We start from the raw sequence: 18,515 nt of genomic DNA, 5'->3' as shown, positions 1-18,515 counted from the left end.
TACACCTCCGGATGCCCGAAGAACCAGAACAGGTGGGCCCACAGCAGGCCCGAGCCCTGGTCCGTCGCGAAGTACTGGGTCAGGAACAGCCGGTCGATAGACAGCAACAAGAGCGCGGCCAGCAGTGCCGCGAACGCGAACAGCATCATCCAGACCGTCAGCAGCCACGACCAGGTGAAAAGCGGCATGTTCCACAGGCCGAGTCCCTCCGCGCGCGACCGGTGAATCGTCACGAGGAAGTTCACCGTCCCGATCGTGATCGAGAACACGAACAGGAGCAACGCGAGGATCGTCCCGTTACCGCCGGTGGTCGCCTCCAGCGCGGGCGTGTACGTCGGCACGTTCAGCGGCGCGTACATCGTCCAGCCGCCGGCAAACGAGCCACCCTGGAAGAACGAAATCGCGAACAGGACGCCCGAGAACAGGTAGAACCAGTAACTCAGGGCGTTCAGTCGGGGGAACGCGAGGTCCTTCGCCCCGATCTGGAGGGGAACGAAGTAGTTCGCGAACCCGGCTGCGAAGGGTGAGAGGAACCAGAACACCATCAGGAGTCCGTGCGTGGACACCGCCTGATTGAACTGGTTGTTCGTAAGCAGTCCCGTGCCGCCGCTCTCCCACAGGTGGGCGCGGAACGCAAGCGCCATGACACCACCGAGCAGCAAGAAGAACAGCGCAGTCCCGAGATAGAGAATTCCGACGTCCTTGTGGTTGGTCGTCACCAGCCAGCGCTTGAGCGACCGCATCGGGGGAAGATCACCCATCAGTCGTCACCTCCGTCCTCGGTGTCGTCAGCTTCCTCGTCGTCGCCGTTCTCTTCGTCGTCACCGTTCTCTTCATCGTCGCCGTTTTCTTCGTCGTCACCGTTCTCTTCGTCCGTTTCATCGTCACCGTTTTCGTCACCGTTCTCGTCGTCGGCTTCCTCGTCGTCACCGTTCTCGTCGTCGTCCGGTGCTTCCTCTTCGAGGAACTCTTCGTACTCTTCTTCGCTCACGACGTCGACGGTGCCGACCATCTGGGTGTGACCGTCACCACAGAGTTCGAAACACTCGATCTCGTGAGTGTCGCCGGCTTCACCCGTCATGAACCACGTCCGGTCGGTCTCACCGGGGATAGCGTCCGCTTTCACCCGTAAGTCCGTTATCCCGAACGAGTGCCAGACGTCACCACCCGTTACGTTGACCCACACCGCCGTGTCCTCTGGAACGGTCATCGTGTTCGTCGACTCGGCTCCGTTCTCGTACTCGAAGAACCAGGCGAAGCCGTCACCGACGACGTCGACTTCGATGGCCTCTTCGTCCGGAATCTCGTCGCCGGGATCCTCGACGTACAGCAGCATTCCGTACGTCCAGATAATGAGTGAAATAACGATGATGGCACTCAGCCCGAACGATAGGAACAGTTTCTTGCCACCCTCTCCTCCTGTCGGTAACTCCCCGAGTGTCGGCCGCGCCTTGTCCGATGTCTCGTCGCCGCCATCACGATACTTGTACGCGTTGTACAGCGTGTACGCGATTACGACGACACCAACGAGCGTCCCGAGTCCGAGAAAGACCAGGAAGATTTGCTCGAAGACATCGACGCGCGTCTGTGCCTGCATGGGGATCATAGCTGCGCTGAAGATTGTGTTCACCTCGTTTGAAGTCCGCTTATATGTCGGTCGATGGTTGCCGTGGGCACTTATCTATTTGGAAACGCCACGATTGGACCCGCACAGCGACGTGCTGTCGAGCGGGTTTTGCCGCCGTCGGCTGGACTCGAGTACCCACGTCTCGATTCATCATCAGCCACTTCGAGCCAGGGACCTTTTTTCTATCGTTCACGGTGCCACCGAGAGCCGACCAATGCGGAATTACCGGCGACATTCTCCGGTAGGACGAACCAGTTCGGGTCAAAAACGACAACCCGACCACTGATTCGACGAGTTTCTCACCTCTCGATCGTCGAGAGGTGCTCGCGCGCTGACCGCGATGAAGCGACGATTACGTGTAGAGATCGTCTCTTCGGAAGGCTGCACCCAGGAGTACCGCAACCGGGATGATCTCGAGTCGACCGATCCACATGTTGAAGATCAACATCACCTTGGCGGCTGCAGGCATCTCTGAGCCGGTGATTCCGGCGTCGAGACCGACGTTACTCTGTGCGCTCATCACGTCGAAGATGACGTACTCGAGGGGGTGATCGGGCGACAACGTCCAGAGGAGGACAGCGACGCCGACGATGAGAAAGAGGATCCAGAGAACGAAGACGACCGTCGCTTCAGTGTACTCGCGTTCGGCCTGTGCTTCGTCGAGCGTTCGTTTGCCGAGTCGGAGCTGTCGGATCGCACTGTCCGGTGTGAAGACGCTCCTGAGCTGCCAGACCGTCCCCTTGACGAGCGTAATGACGCGGATGAGTTTGAGACCGCCGACGGTCGACCCGGCCGCTGCACCGGTGAGCATACCCAGACAGACCACCAGTGTCGCGCCGGCCGTCCAGGCCCGTTCGGTGCCGCCGCCGATCGTCGCCGTCCCGAAGCCGGTGTTCGACGTCGCGGAAACGAACTGAAACAGGCCGATTCGGAACGTTTCCTCGAGCGAGTCGTACTGGCCGTTCAGCGAGAGAAGTGCCGTCAGACCGATTGTCCCCGCAGTGAACCAGATGAATACCCAGCGGGTCTGGATGTCGGTGTAGAAGTTCTGCAGTTCACCCCTGAGAATCAGGTAGTGGATCGGGAACGCGATACTGCCGGCGACCATCACCGGCACGACCGCGTACTCGATCAGTGGGCTCTGATAGTGGCCGATAGAATCCGCGTGAATCGAGAACCCACCGGTGGCGATGGCGGTCATCGCGTGGTTGATCGCCCCCCACAGGGGCATTCCGGCAGCGAGAAAGAGGCCGATTGCGATGAGCGTGAATCCGAGGTAGATCTTCCAGATTTCCGTGACCGTCGAGACGATACTCGGGTGAATCTTCTCGGAGCGTGCCTCGCTCTCGTAGAGCGTGAGCGAACCGCTGCCGGGCCGAGCGAGAATTGCGACGGTCAGGACGATGACGCCGACCCCACCGATCCACTCGGTGAACGAGCGCCACCAGTGAAGCGAACGCGGGAGTTCGTCCTCGACTGTGGCCATCGTCAGCCCGGTACTGGTGAAGCCACTGATGCTCTCGAAGACCCCGTTCAGGGGGTGACGAAAGACGTCGACCGTCTCGTTCGTCGCCGGCGTGTTCGCCCACGCCGGGAACGGATCGAGCGTAATCGTCCACGCGATGAGCAGAAATGGAAGCCCGCCGAGCACGCCGACTGCCCCCCACGCGGTGGCTGCCGTGATCATCGCCTCGAGTTTTCCGGTGCTCGATGTGTCCCGATACCGTCGTGCGAGCGCGATACCGAGCCCGCCCATCACGACAGCCGAGATAGCAAATGCGGGGGCCGCGAAGAACTCTCGGTTGGCGATGGCGATCAGGATCGAGACAACGAGCATCAGCGAGACGACCTGCAAGATGCGACCGAGGTCCCGTCCGACCGCAGGATACCGAACTCTCATGATTACTCGTCCGTAAACGCCGCGATCGCAGCCGACAGCGAGACATCGTCGGTAAAGACCGTTACCTGATCACCTGCCCTGATCGTCGTGTCGCCTCTCGGGGCACGGATCTCTTCGCCACGCCTGAGTGCGACGATGAGACAGCCCTCCGGAAGGGTTCCGTTCTCGTTTGCTGTCTCGAGGAGTTGGCCGTTCATCGGTGCGTCGTCGGATACCGTCAACTCGACGAGTTCGGTGGTATCGTCGAGTTCGATGAAGTCACTGACGCCGGGATACCGGACCGAGTGATAGAGGTAGTCCGCGATCAGTCTCTGTGGGTTCTCGATAAGCGTGACACCGATCTTCTCGAAGACGGGCAGATTTTCGGTGTCGTGAACGACGCTGACGAGGTTCGGAACGTCGTGTTCCTGGGCGAGCAACATCACCATGATGTTGACGGCATCGATATTCGTCGTCGTGATAACGGCGTCAGCTCGGCCGATATTGGCGTCTCTGAGTGTCCCGTTTTTCGTCGCGTCGGCGCTAAGAACCAGACAGTCGTATTTCGACGCGACGTCGTTCGCTCGATCCTCGTCTCTCTCGATGACGACGACGTCGTTACCGTCGTCGACCGCGAGATCGATCAGGTTCAAACCGATACTCCCTGCGCCGATAATAACGATGTACATGTGTGTTGGCTCCGTGAGTGCTCAGTCGACCCGTGAGAACACGACGGCTGGCTGTTCGCTCTCTGTGATCAGTCTGTACGAATCCCTGCCCGACAGCAGTCGATGGAGTCGTCCGCTGGATTGCGGGACGAAGCCGATCGCCGTCGCGTCGACTTCCTCCGCTACATCGAGAATTTCGTCGACGACGTTGGTTCCGTATCTGAGTTCGCGTCGGAGTGGCGGCCCGTCTGGAAACCAGTCTTCGACGGTTCTGAAGATCCGTTCGGCCTGTTCTTGCCGTGCCTCCAGCGGGGCTTTGTCCGGATACCTGTCCCGCTTCTCGATGACGTGGACGACAGTGATCCGTTCGATCGGTTCGTCGATAGCCGATTCAAGCGCCTCACACGTGGCCGTCGCGTCGTTCTCGTTCGCGATTGGGACGACCATGTGCGTCATGATGGAGTCGGTCATCAGCCACCTCTCGCCGAGGTAATCGGCTGCTCGCGCCGTCTTCCATCCGATCTGGCTTCCGTTACCATTGTTCCATTGACACCATTACTGATACAGTAATATAAACCCACTAGATCTGCGGATTCGATACTAATGGGCGCCAATATTATCGGTAGAATATAATTCCTCGGGTGTAGCCAGATCGAAAAAGTGAATGCCGACCGGCGAACAAAAGGCAGGATCCTTCACGTCTGTCGGCGTATGCACGCGCATGAGCATTCGTCTCGACGACGTGAACAAACGCATCATTCACGCGCTGATGGGAGATGCCCGAAATACGTCCGCACCGATGATCGCCGAGGAAGTGGGCGTCTCTCCCGCGACGATTCGAAACCGGATCAACCAGCTCGAGGACGCCGGGATCATCAAGGGCTATCACGCGAACGTCGATTTCGACGCCGCAGACGACATGCTCACGACGCTGTACGTGGCGACGGCGCCGGTCGAAGAACGTGCACGACTCGCCCAGCAGGCGCGGACGATCACCGGCGTCGTCAACGTTCGAGAGTTCATGGCCGGGCGGGCAAACCTCCACGTTCTCGCCGTCGGAAGCGACGTCGAAGGGGTAAACGACGTGGCACGAGAGCTGACGTCGCTCGGTCTCGATATCGACGACGAAAAACTCGTCCGAACCGAACAGTTCCAGTCGTACCACCCCTTCGGTCCCGCCGAAACTCATCAGCAGTTCTCGGACTACATCAGCCTCGCCGGCGGTAACGAGGTCGTCGAACTCACCGTCGAGGACGACGCACCGATCGCCGACATGACCCTCGAGCGAGCCGGGACCGAGGGACTCCTCGAAGACGGATTACTCGTCGTCTCGATCGAGCGCGAAGACTCCGTACTCACGCCGACTGGCGACAGCAAAATACGGCCAGGGGACCTGCTCACGGTTCTCTCTCGGGATGGGATTACGGAACGAATGCTCACCGTGTTCGAGGCGAAGGAAGGGTAGGGTTCTGTTTAGGATGTAAACACACTTATTGTCTGGGGCGGGATCAACACAGAGTATATGAATCCTGTTTCGGAATCAAAAATGATTCTGAGAAAATCGCTCTGTTCGTTCCGGACGGACGACCGGCGGGGTGAGATCAGGAATGTCTGATCAGGAACTCGCCAGAGATCTCGGCTTCCTCGAGGCCTACACGCTCGGTCTCGGGACGATGATCGGTGCCGGAATCTTCGTTCTCCCCGGTATCGTCGCCGCGAGTGCCGGTCCTGCGAGTATGGTCTCGTTCGTGATCGGTGGCATGGTCGCGCTCCTCGCGGCGCTCTCGCTGTCGGAACTGGCGACCGGGATGCCGAAAGCTGGCGGCAGTTACTACTACGTCAACCACGCGCTCGGGAGTTTCTTCGGTACGATCGTCGGCTGGGGGATGTGGGCCGGGCTGATGTTCGCGACCGCTTTCTACATGCTCGGCTTCGGGCAGTACCTGCTCGATCAGCCGTCGGACGCGCTTACCGTCATCCTCGCCGGACTGGTGATGGCCTCACTCCTCGTGGCGATCAACTACCGCGGCGTCAAGGAGACTGGATCGTTACAGAACGTCATCGTCATCGCGCTGGTCGGCCTCATTCTCGTCTTCATCGCCGTCGGACTGCTGAACATCGATCCCAGCTTGCTCGACCCGTTCGTCCGGGAAGGTGAAGGATGGCCGGTCGTCGCGGCGACTGCGGGAACAGTGTTCGTGACGTTCATCGGCTTCGAGGTCATCGCGACCAGCGCGGAAGAGATCAAAAATCCCGGTCGTAACCTTCCGCTGTCGATGATCGCGGCGGTCGTCACGCCGACGATCCTCTACGTCCTCGTCATGCTCGTCAGTACGGGGACGCTCCCGGTTCCAGAACTGGCCGCCTCGGACGTGCCAGTCGCCGACGTCGCCGCCGTCGCAGCCGGGACGTTCGGTGCTGTCACCGTCGGCGGGTTCACCGTCGAGTTCGCCGTTATCGGTTCGGTGGTCATGATCACCGGGGCGATCCTGGCGACCATCTCCTCGGCGAACGCGTCGATCCTCTCCGCCGCGCGCGTCAACTTCGCGATGGGCCGCGACCAGATCCTGACGAACTGGCTCAACCAGATCCACGACCGGTACCGGACGCCGTACCGCGCTATTCTCGCGACCGGCGTCGTCATCCTCGCGCTCATCGCCAGCCCGCTTCCGATCGCCACGCTCGCGGACGTCGCGAGTTTCATGTTCCTCATCACGTACGCGCTGGTCCACGTCGCCGTCATCGTCCTGCGACGAGCGGATCCCGACGAGTATGAACCGGACTTCCGGATTCCGTCGGTGCTGTATCCGATCGTTCCGATCCTCGGTGGACTGGCCTGCATCGGCGTCATGCTCCAGATGGCGTGGCAAGTACAGGCGATCGGTGTCGGCATCGTCTTCGTCGGAATCACCTGGTACCAGTTCTACGCGAAAGAGAAAGCCATCTCGACGACGCTCATCGGCGAAGCCGTCGCACCGGCGGGAGAGGGAGTCGAGGGCGAAGACGTCTACCGGGTCGTCGTCCCCGTCTCGAATCCCGAGACCCAGCGCCCGCTGATCAAGTACGCTGCCGCGAGCGCCGCCAGCACGGAAGGCGACGCGGAGCTCGTCGCCGTCAACGTGATCGAAGTCCCACCACAGACCTCCCCCGCCCAGATCGAGTTCGAAGAGGAACGCGTCGAGAACCAGCGTGCGCTCCTCGAGAACGCTCGTGACATCGCCGAGGACCTGGACGTTCCGGTCAGGACACGTGCGATCGTCGGACGGAACGCCGGCGAGACGCTCCTGTCGGTTCTCGGCGAGGAGAACGCGGATCACGTACTGCTGGGCTGGGCCGGCGAGCGCCGTCGGCGGGACGTCCTCTTCGGGACGACCATCGATCCGTTGCTCGAGCGCGCACCGTGTGACGTGACGCTCGTCAAAGATCCGACGACGTCGCCCGACGACATCGTGACGCTCGCCGGCGAAGGACCGCACGCGGCCGCGTCGGCACGACGCGCTGGCGAGATTCGTCGAGCGTTCCCCGACAGTACGCTGACTCTGTTCAACGTCCAGCCGGAACCGGATATCGAGGACGACATCGAGATCGACCCGGCGGAGCTCGGTCACGAGACGATCACGGAGGTCGCGACCGCTGCCGATCTCGAGGACGACGAGTACGAGCCACGCGTGATAGTCAGTGACGACGTCCGGGGGACACTCGTCGAGGCTGCCACGGAGTACGACACGATCTGTGTCGGTGCGACGGGCACGAGTACCGTTGCACAGGCGCTCTACGGCTCGCTTCCACAGACGATCGTCGAGCAGAGTCAGGGGACGGTCATCATGGCTCGCGGGGAGAACAGGGCGCCACGAACCTTCCGGCAGGCACTCATACAGCGACTGGGTGGCAGCCCCTCGGAAGTCAAGCCGAGGGAATCGTAAGGGTCGGCGGAGCCAATTTTCGTCTCTCTTCTCCCTCTCGTCTCTCACGCAGAGCGTCACAGTCGGAGTGATTGCCACCGGCTCCAGCGGACAGTGGCCAGTTTTTGCGTGTACCAAACAGTACTGGCAGTGTGACGAGTACCGCTTCCCACCCCGTCACCGGCTATGCTACCTGGTTCAGATCCGCCGTGCCGGTACGAGTGGTGAACAGTGGCCAACTCCCGACGAACCGTCAGGATCGCCAGTAGGCTGGCAGCAACAACACGAGCACAGGGATGATCTCTATGCGGCCGATCCACATCATGACCACCATGACCGCACGAGTGGTGACGGGGAACCCAGCGTAGTTGTCCATCGGCCCGGCCATGCCGAACGCGGGTCCGATGTTGAGGAAGATCGACGCAGCGGCCCCCAGCGCCTCGAACTCGGTAACGGTCGTCCCGACTCGAGCGGCGTCGACGACGATGATAATCGTCAGGAGGAAGAAGATGACGATTGCGAGCATCACGTAGGAGAAGATGTCGTTGATCGTCTCCTCCTCGACGACGCCGTCACCCAGCCGAACCGGTCGAACTGCGGACGGGTGAATCGACGTGAAGAAGTTTCGGTACAGCCCCTTGAAGATCACGAGCCAGCGGAGCGTCTTGATCGAACAGGTCGTACTGCCGGCCATCCCCCCGAGGAACATACACAGGAAGAGGACGTGTTTGGCGCCGGGCGTCCAGAGGTCGAAGTCGGTCGAGGCGTACCCCGTCGTCGTTACCAGCGAGACGACGTTGAAAAATCCGTGTCTGAGGGTCTCCTCGAATCCTTTGTTGATCTCGGGATCGAGCCCGATAATGAACGAAACGATCACACTGAAGAACACGATGGCACCGAGGTAGAAGCGAAGCTCTTCGGATTCGAGGGGCCGTTCGAAATCGCCCTGCGAAATGTAGTACAGGAGCACGAAATTGGTCGCCCCGAGGATCATGAACGGCATCACCGCCCACTGAACGACGGGTGAGAACGCGCCGATGCTCTGCCCCTCGGGCGAGAAGCCGGCCGTCGCGACGCTCGTGAGCGCGTGGGAGACGGCGTTGAAGAGATCCATATTGGGGCCGAGACCGACGAGGTGAAGCGCGTAGAACGTCGCCGCCGCGAGCAGGGTAAGACCGACGTACAGCCCCCAGATGAGTCGTGCAGTGCTTTCGATCTGCGGGGTCAGCTTGGTTACGTTCCTGGTTTGCGTTTCGGTCTCCATCAGCTGTGCACCACCGACCATCAGATTCGAGAGCAGGCCGATCGCGACGATCAGGATACCGAGTCCGCCGAGCCACTGGATCAGCTGTCGCCAGAGCAGGATTGCTCGCGACTGGTTCTCGAAGTCCCACCCACCCATCACGGTCGCACCCGTCGTCGTGAGTCCACTCATGCTCTCGAACAGCGCGTTGACGAGACTGTAGAAGGCGGAGCTGGGACCGGCAGCGAGGCCGGCCAGGTAGAACGGAATCGCACCGACGACGGCGACACCGAGCCACGTCAGTGCGACCATCAGGAACCCCTCGCGCTGGCCGAGTTCGCGCTCGTCGCTCAGCAACTCGAGTGCAGCCCCCAGTACGGCCGTGACGACGACGGCGACGACGAACGGGGTGATAGCGTCGCCGTCGTACGCGGCCAGGACGAGCGGAGCGGCGAGTGGCACCGCGAGCCACTTCAAAACCGTCCCAGTCAGGCTACAGCTTGAGCGCCAGTCGACGCGGATCCTCATCGAGTGATCCGAGGTGTGTGGTCTGGGAAGATAATCGGTTCGGAACGGATCCGCTACTGCTCGAGACGCAGGAACACTCGCCCCACGTCGGCGATCGATCGAACGAACGCAGTTACTCACCCCGATCGAGCCGCGTTAGAGAGTGGCCAAGAGGTGTCAACGAGTGAAGGGAAAAGAGCGAAACGAACGCTGGAATGCCAGGAACCTAATCGTCGTTCTGCAACCCGATCAACCGTTCCCGGAGCGACCGGCTGGTCGGCCGTTCTGCCAGAAGGACGGAACACTCCACCTCGTTGACGACGTCGAACGCGAGCGAACCACGAACGAGCCGCGAGAGGAGTCCTCGCTCGGTAGCGCCGATGATGACCAGCGAGTGATCACGTGCGGCCGTGGCGATCGCGTCCTCAACGTCACCGGACGTGTCGATACGAATCTCCGCGTCGTCGAGGCCGTGATCAGCGGCCCACTCGGTCAGGAAGGTCTCGCCCTTCGCCTCGCTTTCCTGGTCGTTGACGACGTGCAGGAGCGTGACCTCGGAGCCGAGCTGGTCGCGGAGGTAGGTGGCAATCTCGGCGCTCAGTTCGGAGTCGGGACCGCCGGCGGTCGGAACAAGTACGCGGTCGGTCTCGAGACCTCGGTCCTTGAGGACGAGGAAGTCACACGGGAGGTCGTGGGTCAGTTCCTCGAGCGGTCGTTCTGCGCGGCCGGCCGACCACGGTCTGCCCGGCCCCCAGCCCATGACGACCTTGTCCGCTTCCTCGCGGCGAGCCAGATCGAACACTTCCTCGAACGAGCGGTGGGAGACGACCGTCCTGACGTCGACGGGGACGTCCATCGTCTCCGTGCTCTCGCGGACGCTGTCCATCAACTGCTGTGACTCCTCGTCGATGCGGCGAACGTGCTCGGATCCTTCCGAGAGTGGCGTCTGGTCCGGGACTTCGACGATGTGGACGGCCTGTACGCGACCGTCGTTGGCCTTCGCGAACACGCTGGCCAGCGAGAGAAGGGTGGATTCGGTCCGGGGGTTCGATACCGGAACCATCACCGTATAATCGTCGCCACCGGACGGTCGCGCGGCGGATGCCGCCGAGACCGCGGCGTCGGGCATCTCTCCGGACCGCGAGAGGATATAGTGGCTCAACACGCCGTCACGCTCGGTCTCGTGGCGGGCGTAGACGCCGTACCAGATCACGGCACCCACGACGAACACCATGCTCAGCGCGATCTCGATCGTCTCCATAAACGTAATCAGCCCCAGCGAGAGGACGATTCCGAGAAGCGGCGTGATCGGATACAGCGGGACGGTGAAGTCGGGGTCGTATTCCGGGACGTCAGCCTCCCGGAAGACGATCAGCGCCGCGTTGATCAGCGCGTAGACGACGAGGTGAAGGACGCTAGCCGCCTTCGCCAGTACCTCGATGTCGCCCCCGAGAACGACGATGAAGACGACGATCATCAGCCCGGTGACGGCGATCGAGCGGTACGGTGTGGCGAACCGCGGGTGAATCTCGTTCAACCAGTCGGTGACGATCTTGTCTCGCCCCATCGCGAAGTTGATCCGCGCGGAGGCGAGGATCGAGGCGTTCGCGCTCGAGGCAGTCGCCAGAAGCGCTGCGAGCGTGATCGACGTCACGCCGATCACGCCGAGGTTCCCCTCGAAGATGACGCCCGCGACGTCGGACATCGGCGTGTCGAGGTCGATCGCGTCGTACGGAATAATCCCGACCATCAATCCGACGAGGATCGAGTAGATGACCATCACGATGGCGACGCTGCCGATGATCGCGATCGGGAGATTTTTGCCGGGGTTTTTGAGTTCCTCGCCGATCGTTGCGATCTTCGCGTACCCCAGATACGAGACGAACACGAGCGCGGCGCCAGGGAGGATCGCCCCGGTTCCCTCGGGCGTGAGTCCGTCGGTCGTGACCGTTCCCCAGTCGAATGAGAAGAAGCCGACGATGGCGAAGACCGTGAGAATCCCCATGAGGAGCGTGACGATAATCGTCTGGACGCCGCCGGTTTCTTTCGCGCCGATGTAGTTGACGCCGACGAACGCGACGCCCGCCAACAGCGCACCGATCTGGATGTCGGAGAGAACGAGCGGACCGAGAACGATCGTCGGGAGCAACTCGATCGTGCCGAGCAACGGAATCGTAACGACGACACCCCCGAGTAGCGTCGCGAGATAGCCGCCGAATCCGATGCAGTAGAAGGCGCTTGCGAACGCCAGTCCCATCCAGTCCCCCATACCAGAGATCGACCCGAAGAGGGGTCCGAGCCCCCGGTTGATGTAGTAGTACGCGCCGCCCGCTTTCGGCATCGCGGTCCCGAGTTCGCTCACCGAGAGCGCGTTGACCATCGCGATACTCCCGCCGATGATGAACGAGACCACGACTGCGGGTCCCGCTTCGGCCGCGGCGACGCCGGGGAGAACGAAGATTCCGGCACCGATCATCGTCCCGATCCCGACTGCCAGCGCCGAAACCAGGCCAAGGTCCTTGGCGAGTTCCTCGTCACTCATCTGTCGTCCCTCCCCGACCGTCGCCGAGTAGCGAGACTCGCCCGGCGATCCGACGTCGTCCCTGGTCGGGCTACCCGTGCGAAATCGACGGCAATCGCGGTGCGTTTTCGGTCAGTGCGGACCGAACCGTCCCCTCTCTCTTGCCCCGAGTCCCTCTTCATTATCCGTCACCAGCGGCATACCGAGAGACGGTTCGAGCCCAATGCCGTAGAGAAAGTCTCGACTGCGAAAGAAAACCGTCGTTCATACCCGTGCAAAGAGAGACGCTTTCCTTAACTGATTCGGTTACTCGTTCGGGTGTGGGAGGGACACAACCGGAACGAGGGGGTCGGTGACGAGTTTCGGCGTCGTATTTCCGGCGAGAAGTTGCACGATCCGGCTGCCGCCACGTGCGCGGATCGCGATCGCATCCGCTTTCGTGTCGGTTGCCGCATCGAACAGCGCGTCGGCGACATCCGTCCCGTAGACCGTTCGGGTATCGACTGCGACGCGATCTCCGAGTTCCGAATCCACGATCGCGAGGAAGTCGGCGGCGTCTTCCTGGCGCTTTCCGAGTGGCGCCTTGTCCATCGCGCCACCGGCTTTTTCGATCACGTGAACGGCGGTGACCCGCTCTACGTCCTCGAGATACGGCTCGAGTGCATCACACGTTGCTCGAGCGTCCTCGCCGGTCGCAACTGGAATGAGGACGTGTTGAAAGACCACCATTGTACCCGTTCGTTGGCAGAGCGCAAACAAATACCTTCGTCCAGCCGACTCACCACTCGGATTCGGAGACCCGACCGAGATCCGGAAATTGACCCTCGAAATTTTGCTGGAACCCCGGAGACGACCTCTGCCCTCGTCACGGCGGCTCGTTTCCATAGGGGACGCTGTCGTAACGCATTTCTCGGTACCGACAAAATGTTAGCACAAGAATGCCGGGGGACCTACCGTGCACGTAGTCATCGTGGGTGCTGGAGAGGTAGGCCGCGCGATCGCCGCCAACCTCGAAAGCTCGCACGACGTCGTGGTCATCGACCAGGACGGCGACATCGTCGACGAGCTCACGTACTCGCTTGATGTGCTCGCGATCGAAGGTGACGGGACCGAAATCGCGACGCTCCAGGAAGCGGGTGTCGAAGAGGCCGGACTCGTGATCGCTTGCACCGACGACGACGAAACCAACGTCGTCGTCTGTGGCGCTGCGAAGACAAAAAGCGACGTCTTCACGATCGCCCGCGTCCGGCGTCGGACGCTACTGGAGACCTGGGAAGGGTCTCAGGGCGCCTTCGGCGTGGACTTTATGGTCTGTACGGATCTGTTGACCGCCCAGACCATCTTTCGTATCTCGGGGCTGCCGTCCGCTCAGGACGTCGATATGTTCGCCGGTGGACTCGTCCGGATGGCGGAGTTCGAGATCACGTCGGAGAGCCCCGTCGCCGGACTTTCCGTTCAGGAAGCTGATCGGTACGACTCACTGACCTTCGCGGGGATCTTTCGCGACGACGAGATGGTCGTCGCGAAAGGAGACAGCGTAATGCAGGCCGGCGATCGCGTAGTCGTTATCGGCAGCCCCGATTCTGTCAGCGGGTTCGGTGACGACATCGTCACGCGGACGAGCAACGGTCTCGAAGAGGTCGTTATCGTCGGCGCGAGCGAGATTGGCTTTCAGGCCGCCCGCGAGTTCGAAGAGCACGGCTACCGACCGCGGCTGATCGAACAGGATCACGACCGCGCTCGCGAGGTCGCCGAAGCGCTGCCGAACACGATAGTGATGGAAAGCGACGCGACCGATACCGAGTTCCTCGCCCGCGAGCACGTCGACGAGGCGGACATCGTCATCGCCGCGCTCGACGGCGACGAGAAGAACCTCCTCGTTTCGCTGCTCGCCAAGCGACTCGGCGTCGATCGCACGGTGGCTATCATCGAGAACCTCGAGTACGCCGAACTGTTCGAAACCGTCGGCATCGACGTAGCAGTCAACCCGCGCGAAGAAACCGCCGAAGAGATCGTCCGGTTTACCCGTGCCGACTACACCGAGAAGGTCGCGATGCTCGAACACGACCGGGCCGAGGTAATCGAGATCGAAATCGGGGAAGACAGCGCCCTTCAGGGCGGGACCATCGCCGAAGCGACGGCAGATCTCCCGGAAGGCGTCGTCATCGGTGCGATCTCTCGCGGCGGCGACCTCGTGACGCCCCGCGGGACGACCGTCATCGAACCCGGCGATCACGTCGTCGTTTTCGTCGACGCAAACGTTCTCGACGAAGTCATCGAGGCGATATAGTGCGACGGCACCTTCGGGTCGACTGGCGAGCAGGGTTGAGTCTCGTCGGCACCATCCTCGCCTTTCTCTCGCTCGCGTTCGTAGTCCCGATCATCGTGTCACTCGCCTACGGCGGCGAGGACCTCTGGGTCTTCGTCGCGTCGATGGGGTTGGCGATCGCCGCTGGACTCTCGCTTCGACAGCTCGATCCGGATCCCGATCCGGGTGCCAGAGAAGCGTTCATGGTCGTCGCACTCACGTGGCTCTTTGCGGCTATTTTCGGTGCCGTCCCGTACGTTCTCGCCGGAAACGGGACCATCGCACATCCCGTCAACGCGCTGTTCGAGAGTATGAGCGGGTTCACGACCACGGGTGCGACGGTGATGGCCGACATCTCGTTCGAGACGCACTCTCGAGAGATGATGATGTGGCGCCAGCTCACCCAGTGGCTCGGCGGCATGGGTATCATCGTCCTCGCGGTCGCGATCCTGTCACAGATGGCCGTCGGTGGTGCGCAGTTGATGGAAGCCGAGACACCGGGGCCGGGCGTCTCCAAACTCACTCCGCACATCGCCGAAACCGCCCGTGTACTGTGGCTCGCGTATATCGGATTTACCGCACTCCTCATCGCGTTGTTGTACGGCCTGTACCTCGTCGGCTACGCCCCGAACATGGACCTCTACAACGCGTTCGCTCACGGGTTTACGACGCTTCCGACCGGCGGGTTCTCACCGGAGGCCAGGAGTATCGAGGCCTTCTCGCCCGCCGTGCAGTGGCTTCTGGTCCCGTTCATGTTCATCGCCGGCGTCAACTTCGTGCTGTGGTGGCACCTGATCTCCGGGAACCCGTGGGCGCTGGTGCGGGACAACGAGTTCCGCTTCTACCTCGGCGCTGTCTCCGTCCTCACGCTGGTCGGGACCGTGATGCTCTTCCTCGATACGGCGCTACAGACGCCCGAAACCGGGCAGATCGGCGGAAATCTCGAGCGATCCGCACGATACGCCGCGTTCCAGATCGCCTCGCTGACCAACTCGACCGGGTATGCGAATATGGATTTCGACGCGTGGAGCGGTCCCGCGAAGGGACTGCTTCTGTTCGCGATGTTTCTCGGCGGCAGCACGGGGTCGACCGGCGGCGGAATCAAGATCCTCCGCTGGATGGTGATTCTCAAGTCGCTGCGCCGCGAGATATTCACGACGATTCATCCGGAGGCCGTTCGCCCGGTACGGATGAACGGCGGGAGCCTCGACGAGGATGCAATCCGGGGGATCTACGCCTTCACACTGCTGTACCTGGCTATCTTTTTGCTCGGTATACTGCTGCTCGCCGCCGACGCAGCCCGTGTTGGAATGGATCTCGGAACGATCGACGTCGTGACCGCCTCGATCGCGACGCTCGGAAATATCGGGCCGGGATTCGGCGTGGTTGGCCCGATGGGTGGCTACCTCGAGTTCCCGGTAACCTCCAAGCTGTTGATGATCCTCTACATGTGGATCGGTCGGCTCGAGATCTTCCCCGTGCTCGTGTTGCTGACGGCCGCCTACTGGCGGTCGTGAGGGACACGTCCGTCGTCGCGGGTTAGCGAACGAAGGCGATGAACTGGTTGACCGTTTCGTCACTGCCAGCGACGATGAGCGTATCGTCTTCCTGGACGGCGAACTCGGGACCCACGTCCGTCAGGAGCTGTTCCCCACGCTCGACCGCAACGACGGTACACCCCGTTCGCGAACGGACGTCGGCCTCGCCGAGCGTTCGGCCGGCGATGTCCGGTGCAGTCGTCCGAACGATCTCGAACTGCGTCTCCGGCGTCAGTACCTCTTCGTCCTCGAGCAACACGGAGGAAATCATTCGCCCGGTCACCGTCGACAGCGCGAGCACGTACTCGGCGCCGGCCTGATAGAGCTTCCCGATGTTCTCGGTCTCGTTCGCTCGGGCGATGACCTCGACGTCCGGCGACAGTTGCTTCAGTACGAGTGTCGCAAAGATGGTCGTCGTATCATCGTCCAGCGCGAGGAGGACCGCTCGGGAGTCTTCGACCCCCGCCGTTTCGAGCAGTTTTTCGTCGGTGATACTTCCGACCACGTCGACACCCGGTCCCTCCGTGGTGTCGACCACGGTACACGAAATGTCCGAATTGACGAGTGTGTCCCTCGCGTTACGCCCAACCACGCCGTAGCCGCCGACGACCACACGATCCGGGCGTTCCGCCAGCGGTGAGACCGTCCGTGCTTTGAGTTCCGTGAGATTGTCGTGCCGGCCAGCGACCAGCAAAATCGTGTTTTCGTCGATTCGCATTTCTGGCCCGGGAGCGGGGACGAACTCGCCGTTGAACCACGCACCGATGACGGTGACACCGATCCGGTCGCGGATGCCCGACTCCGCGATCGTGTTTCCTGCCAGATCGCTGTCCTCCTCGATCAGCAGCTCCGTAATCATCAGTTCCGTCCCGAGTTCGATCGTCTCCTCGAGTTCCGCGGTGATCGACATTGCCGCTTTCTTCGCGAGGCTTCGACCGAGGACCTGTCGGGGACGAACGACCACGTCTGCCCCGGCGTAGCGGTGGTAACTCGCGACGTCGGCGTCTTCGACGACGCTGAGTATTTCGATGTCGTCCCGCAGCTGCTTCGTCGAGAGGATCACCGCCGCGTTCGTTTCGTCGTCCACGTCCGCGACGAGTGCACGGGCATCCTCGACGTTCGCCGCGCGAAGCGTCTCCTCGAGTTCGGGATCGCCAACGATCGCCTCGAGGCCGTCGTCCACGAGATCGATCACCGTCTCCGGGTCGTCGTCGACGAAGACGTACGGGACCTCCGCTGCCTCTAATTCCTTCCGGAGAACGTCCACACGCGGTGTGTGCGAGCAGATGATGATGTGATCGGAGAGGTCGGTAGTTTCCGGCGGTCGGTCCTCGAGCGCCTGCCGAAAGAGCGGCACGACGATCAGCGGAAGTGCGAGAAAAACGAGCAACACGCCCGAGAGGTTCATCGTGACGATGAAGACGTTCATCTCGCGACTCTCCCACGGCGCGTCACCACCGTATCCGGCCGTCGTGAGCGACTCGATTACGACCTGGATCGCGTGGACGTACGACTGCTGTTCTCCCTCGAACGTCGCCATCCCCCACTGATAGATGCCGGCGTAGACCAGAACGATAGCGAGGACCGCAACGAGTGAGAGAGCGATTCGCCGCCACCACGTATTCATTGATGCTATCTGAAGAGTGGCAACCACGTAAGTCAGATGGATCTCGTCGACAACTGCAATTTCATCGCAGAGGCTCTCGTGACCCGACGGTTGATACGGCGATGATCGGCTCAAACCGACGATCGACGACCGAGGATGAACGGTTTTATCGGATCAGGCCTTACGTCGCCTATGGATGTCCTGGTCGCCGTAGACGACTCGGAAGAAGCCCGACAGGCAATTAAACACGCACTCGAGACGTTCCCCGACGCCACGATACGGGTCGTCACCGTCCTCGAGGTAGAACTCCTGGATTTGTCGAACAGCTCCGACACATCGGGTGAAGACGTGGCCCGCGAAGACGCTAAAAACGTTCTCGCCAACGCGGTGGCGATCGCCGAGGAGTACGGACGGGATGTCGAGACGGAGATCATCACCGGACATCCGGCGAAGGCAACGGTTTCGTTCGCCGACGAACACGATGTCGATCACATCGTCGTCGGAAGCCGCGGGAAGAGCGGCGTGAAACGGGTGTTACTCGGGAGCGTCGCCGAGACGATCGTCCGTCGCGCGGACTGTCCCGTGACGGTCGTCCGGTAAGCCGTCACTCGTTCTTGGGATAGTCGGCGACATCACTCGTCTGCTCAGCGTCGCCGTCCCTATAGTGCTCCCCGTGATCCGTGACATCCGATCCGTATCTCGCCTCCATTCGCTCT

The 18,515-nt window shown here is 61.6% G+C and carries 14 protein-coding genes; 5 read left to right on the top strand and 9 right to left on the bottom strand.

Annotated elements, in window-relative coordinates:
- The 5 genes from CV102_RS16780 to CV102_RS16760 form a co-directional block, all read right to left on the bottom strand.
- On the bottom strand, positions 1-761 hold a 761-nt coding region (locus CV102_RS16780; protein ID WP_187433008.1), incomplete at its 3' end, for a cytochrome c oxidase subunit I.
- Entirely contained in the window at positions 761-1,597 is an 837-nt protein-coding gene (gene coxB / locus CV102_RS16775; protein WP_148859159.1) for a cytochrome c oxidase subunit II, read from the bottom strand. The genes coxB and CV102_RS16780, both read right to left, overlap by 1 nt.
- A gap of 382 nt (positions 1,598-1,979) precedes the next feature.
- Entirely contained in the window at positions 1,980-3,527 is a 1,548-nt protein-coding gene (locus CV102_RS16770; protein WP_148859158.1) for a TrkH family potassium uptake protein, read from the bottom strand.
- Between the two features lie 2 nt (positions 3,528-3,529).
- Positions 3,530-4,195 carry a potassium channel family protein gene (locus CV102_RS16765; protein ID WP_148859157.1) on the bottom strand — a complete coding sequence of 222 codons (666 nt, stop codon included), beginning with the start codon at positions 4,193-4,195 and terminating at the stop codon, positions 3,530-3,532.
- A 21-nt stretch (positions 4,196-4,216) separates the two neighbouring features.
- A complete protein-coding gene (locus tag CV102_RS16760; protein ID WP_148859156.1) occupies positions 4,217-4,645 on the bottom strand; it encodes a universal stress protein in 429 nt (142 codons plus the stop codon).
- Positions 4,646-4,895: 250 nt separating this feature from the next.
- On the opposite strand from CV102_RS16760, the gene CV102_RS16755 reads away from it, so the two are divergent.
- The gene (locus CV102_RS16755) at positions 4,896-5,639 is read left to right on the top strand and encodes an Lrp/AsnC family transcriptional regulator (protein ID WP_148859155.1); all 744 of its coding nucleotides are present in this window, start codon (positions 4,896-4,898) and stop codon (positions 5,637-5,639) included.
- Between the two features lie 142 nt (positions 5,640-5,781).
- A complete protein-coding gene (locus CV102_RS16750; RefSeq protein WP_148859154.1) occupies positions 5,782-8,097 on the top strand; it encodes an amino acid permease in 2,316 nt (771 codons plus the stop codon).
- A 232-nt stretch (positions 8,098-8,329) separates the two neighbouring features.
- Here CV102_RS16750 and CV102_RS16745 read toward each other — a convergent pair whose 3' ends face one another.
- The 3 genes from CV102_RS16745 to CV102_RS16735 all read right to left on the bottom strand — a co-directional run bounded on the left by CV102_RS16745 (position 8,330) and on the right by CV102_RS16735 (position 13,076).
- The gene (locus CV102_RS16745) at positions 8,330-9,847 is read right to left on the bottom strand and encodes a TrkH family potassium uptake protein (protein WP_148859153.1); all 1,518 of its coding nucleotides are present in this window, start codon (positions 9,845-9,847) and stop codon (positions 8,330-8,332) included.
- Positions 9,848-10,052: 205 nt separating this feature from the next.
- Positions 10,053-12,368, bottom strand: a complete 2,316-nt coding sequence (locus tag CV102_RS16740) for an amino acid permease (RefSeq protein WP_148859152.1) — start codon at positions 12,366-12,368, stop codon at positions 10,053-10,055.
- A 285-nt stretch (positions 12,369-12,653) separates the two neighbouring features.
- Positions 12,654-13,076, bottom strand: a complete 423-nt coding sequence (locus tag CV102_RS16735; protein ID WP_187433007.1) for a universal stress protein — start codon at positions 13,074-13,076, stop codon at positions 12,654-12,656.
- 226 nt (positions 13,077-13,302) lie between these two features.
- Between CV102_RS16735 and trkA the strand changes: the two genes are divergently transcribed.
- Positions 13,303-14,637 (top strand): Trk system potassium transporter TrkA, encoded by a 1,335-nt coding sequence (gene trkA, locus CV102_RS16730; RefSeq protein ID WP_148859151.1) that lies wholly within the window; start codon positions 13,303-13,305, stop codon positions 14,635-14,637.
- Complete coding sequence (locus tag CV102_RS16725; protein WP_148859150.1) at positions 14,637-16,172, top strand: TrkH family potassium uptake protein; 1,536 nt, start codon at positions 14,637-14,639, stop codon at positions 16,170-16,172. Before trkA ends, CV102_RS16725 begins: the two co-directional genes overlap by 1 nt.
- A 22-nt stretch (positions 16,173-16,194) precedes the next feature.
- Here CV102_RS16725 and CV102_RS16720 read toward each other — a convergent pair whose 3' ends face one another.
- Positions 16,195-17,820: a potassium channel family protein gene (locus tag CV102_RS16720; protein WP_148859149.1), complete on the bottom strand. Its 1,626-nt coding sequence runs from the start codon at positions 17,818-17,820 to the stop codon at positions 16,195-16,197.
- A 171-nt stretch (positions 17,821-17,991) separates the two neighbouring features.
- Between CV102_RS16720 and CV102_RS16715 the strand changes: the two genes are divergently transcribed.
- A complete protein-coding gene (locus tag CV102_RS16715; RefSeq protein ID WP_148859148.1) occupies positions 17,992-18,399 on the top strand; it encodes a universal stress protein in 408 nt (135 codons plus the stop codon).
- Positions 18,400-18,515: the final 116 nt, after the last annotated feature.

This window comes from Natronococcus pandeyae, assembly GCF_008122205.1.
In the GTDB taxonomy this organism is placed as follows: Archaea; Halobacteriota; Halobacteria; order Halobacteriales; family Natrialbaceae; genus Natronococcus; species Natronococcus pandeyae.
The sequence above is the reverse complement of the archived record's forward strand: the minus strand, read 5'-3'. Positions and strand labels throughout refer to the sequence as shown.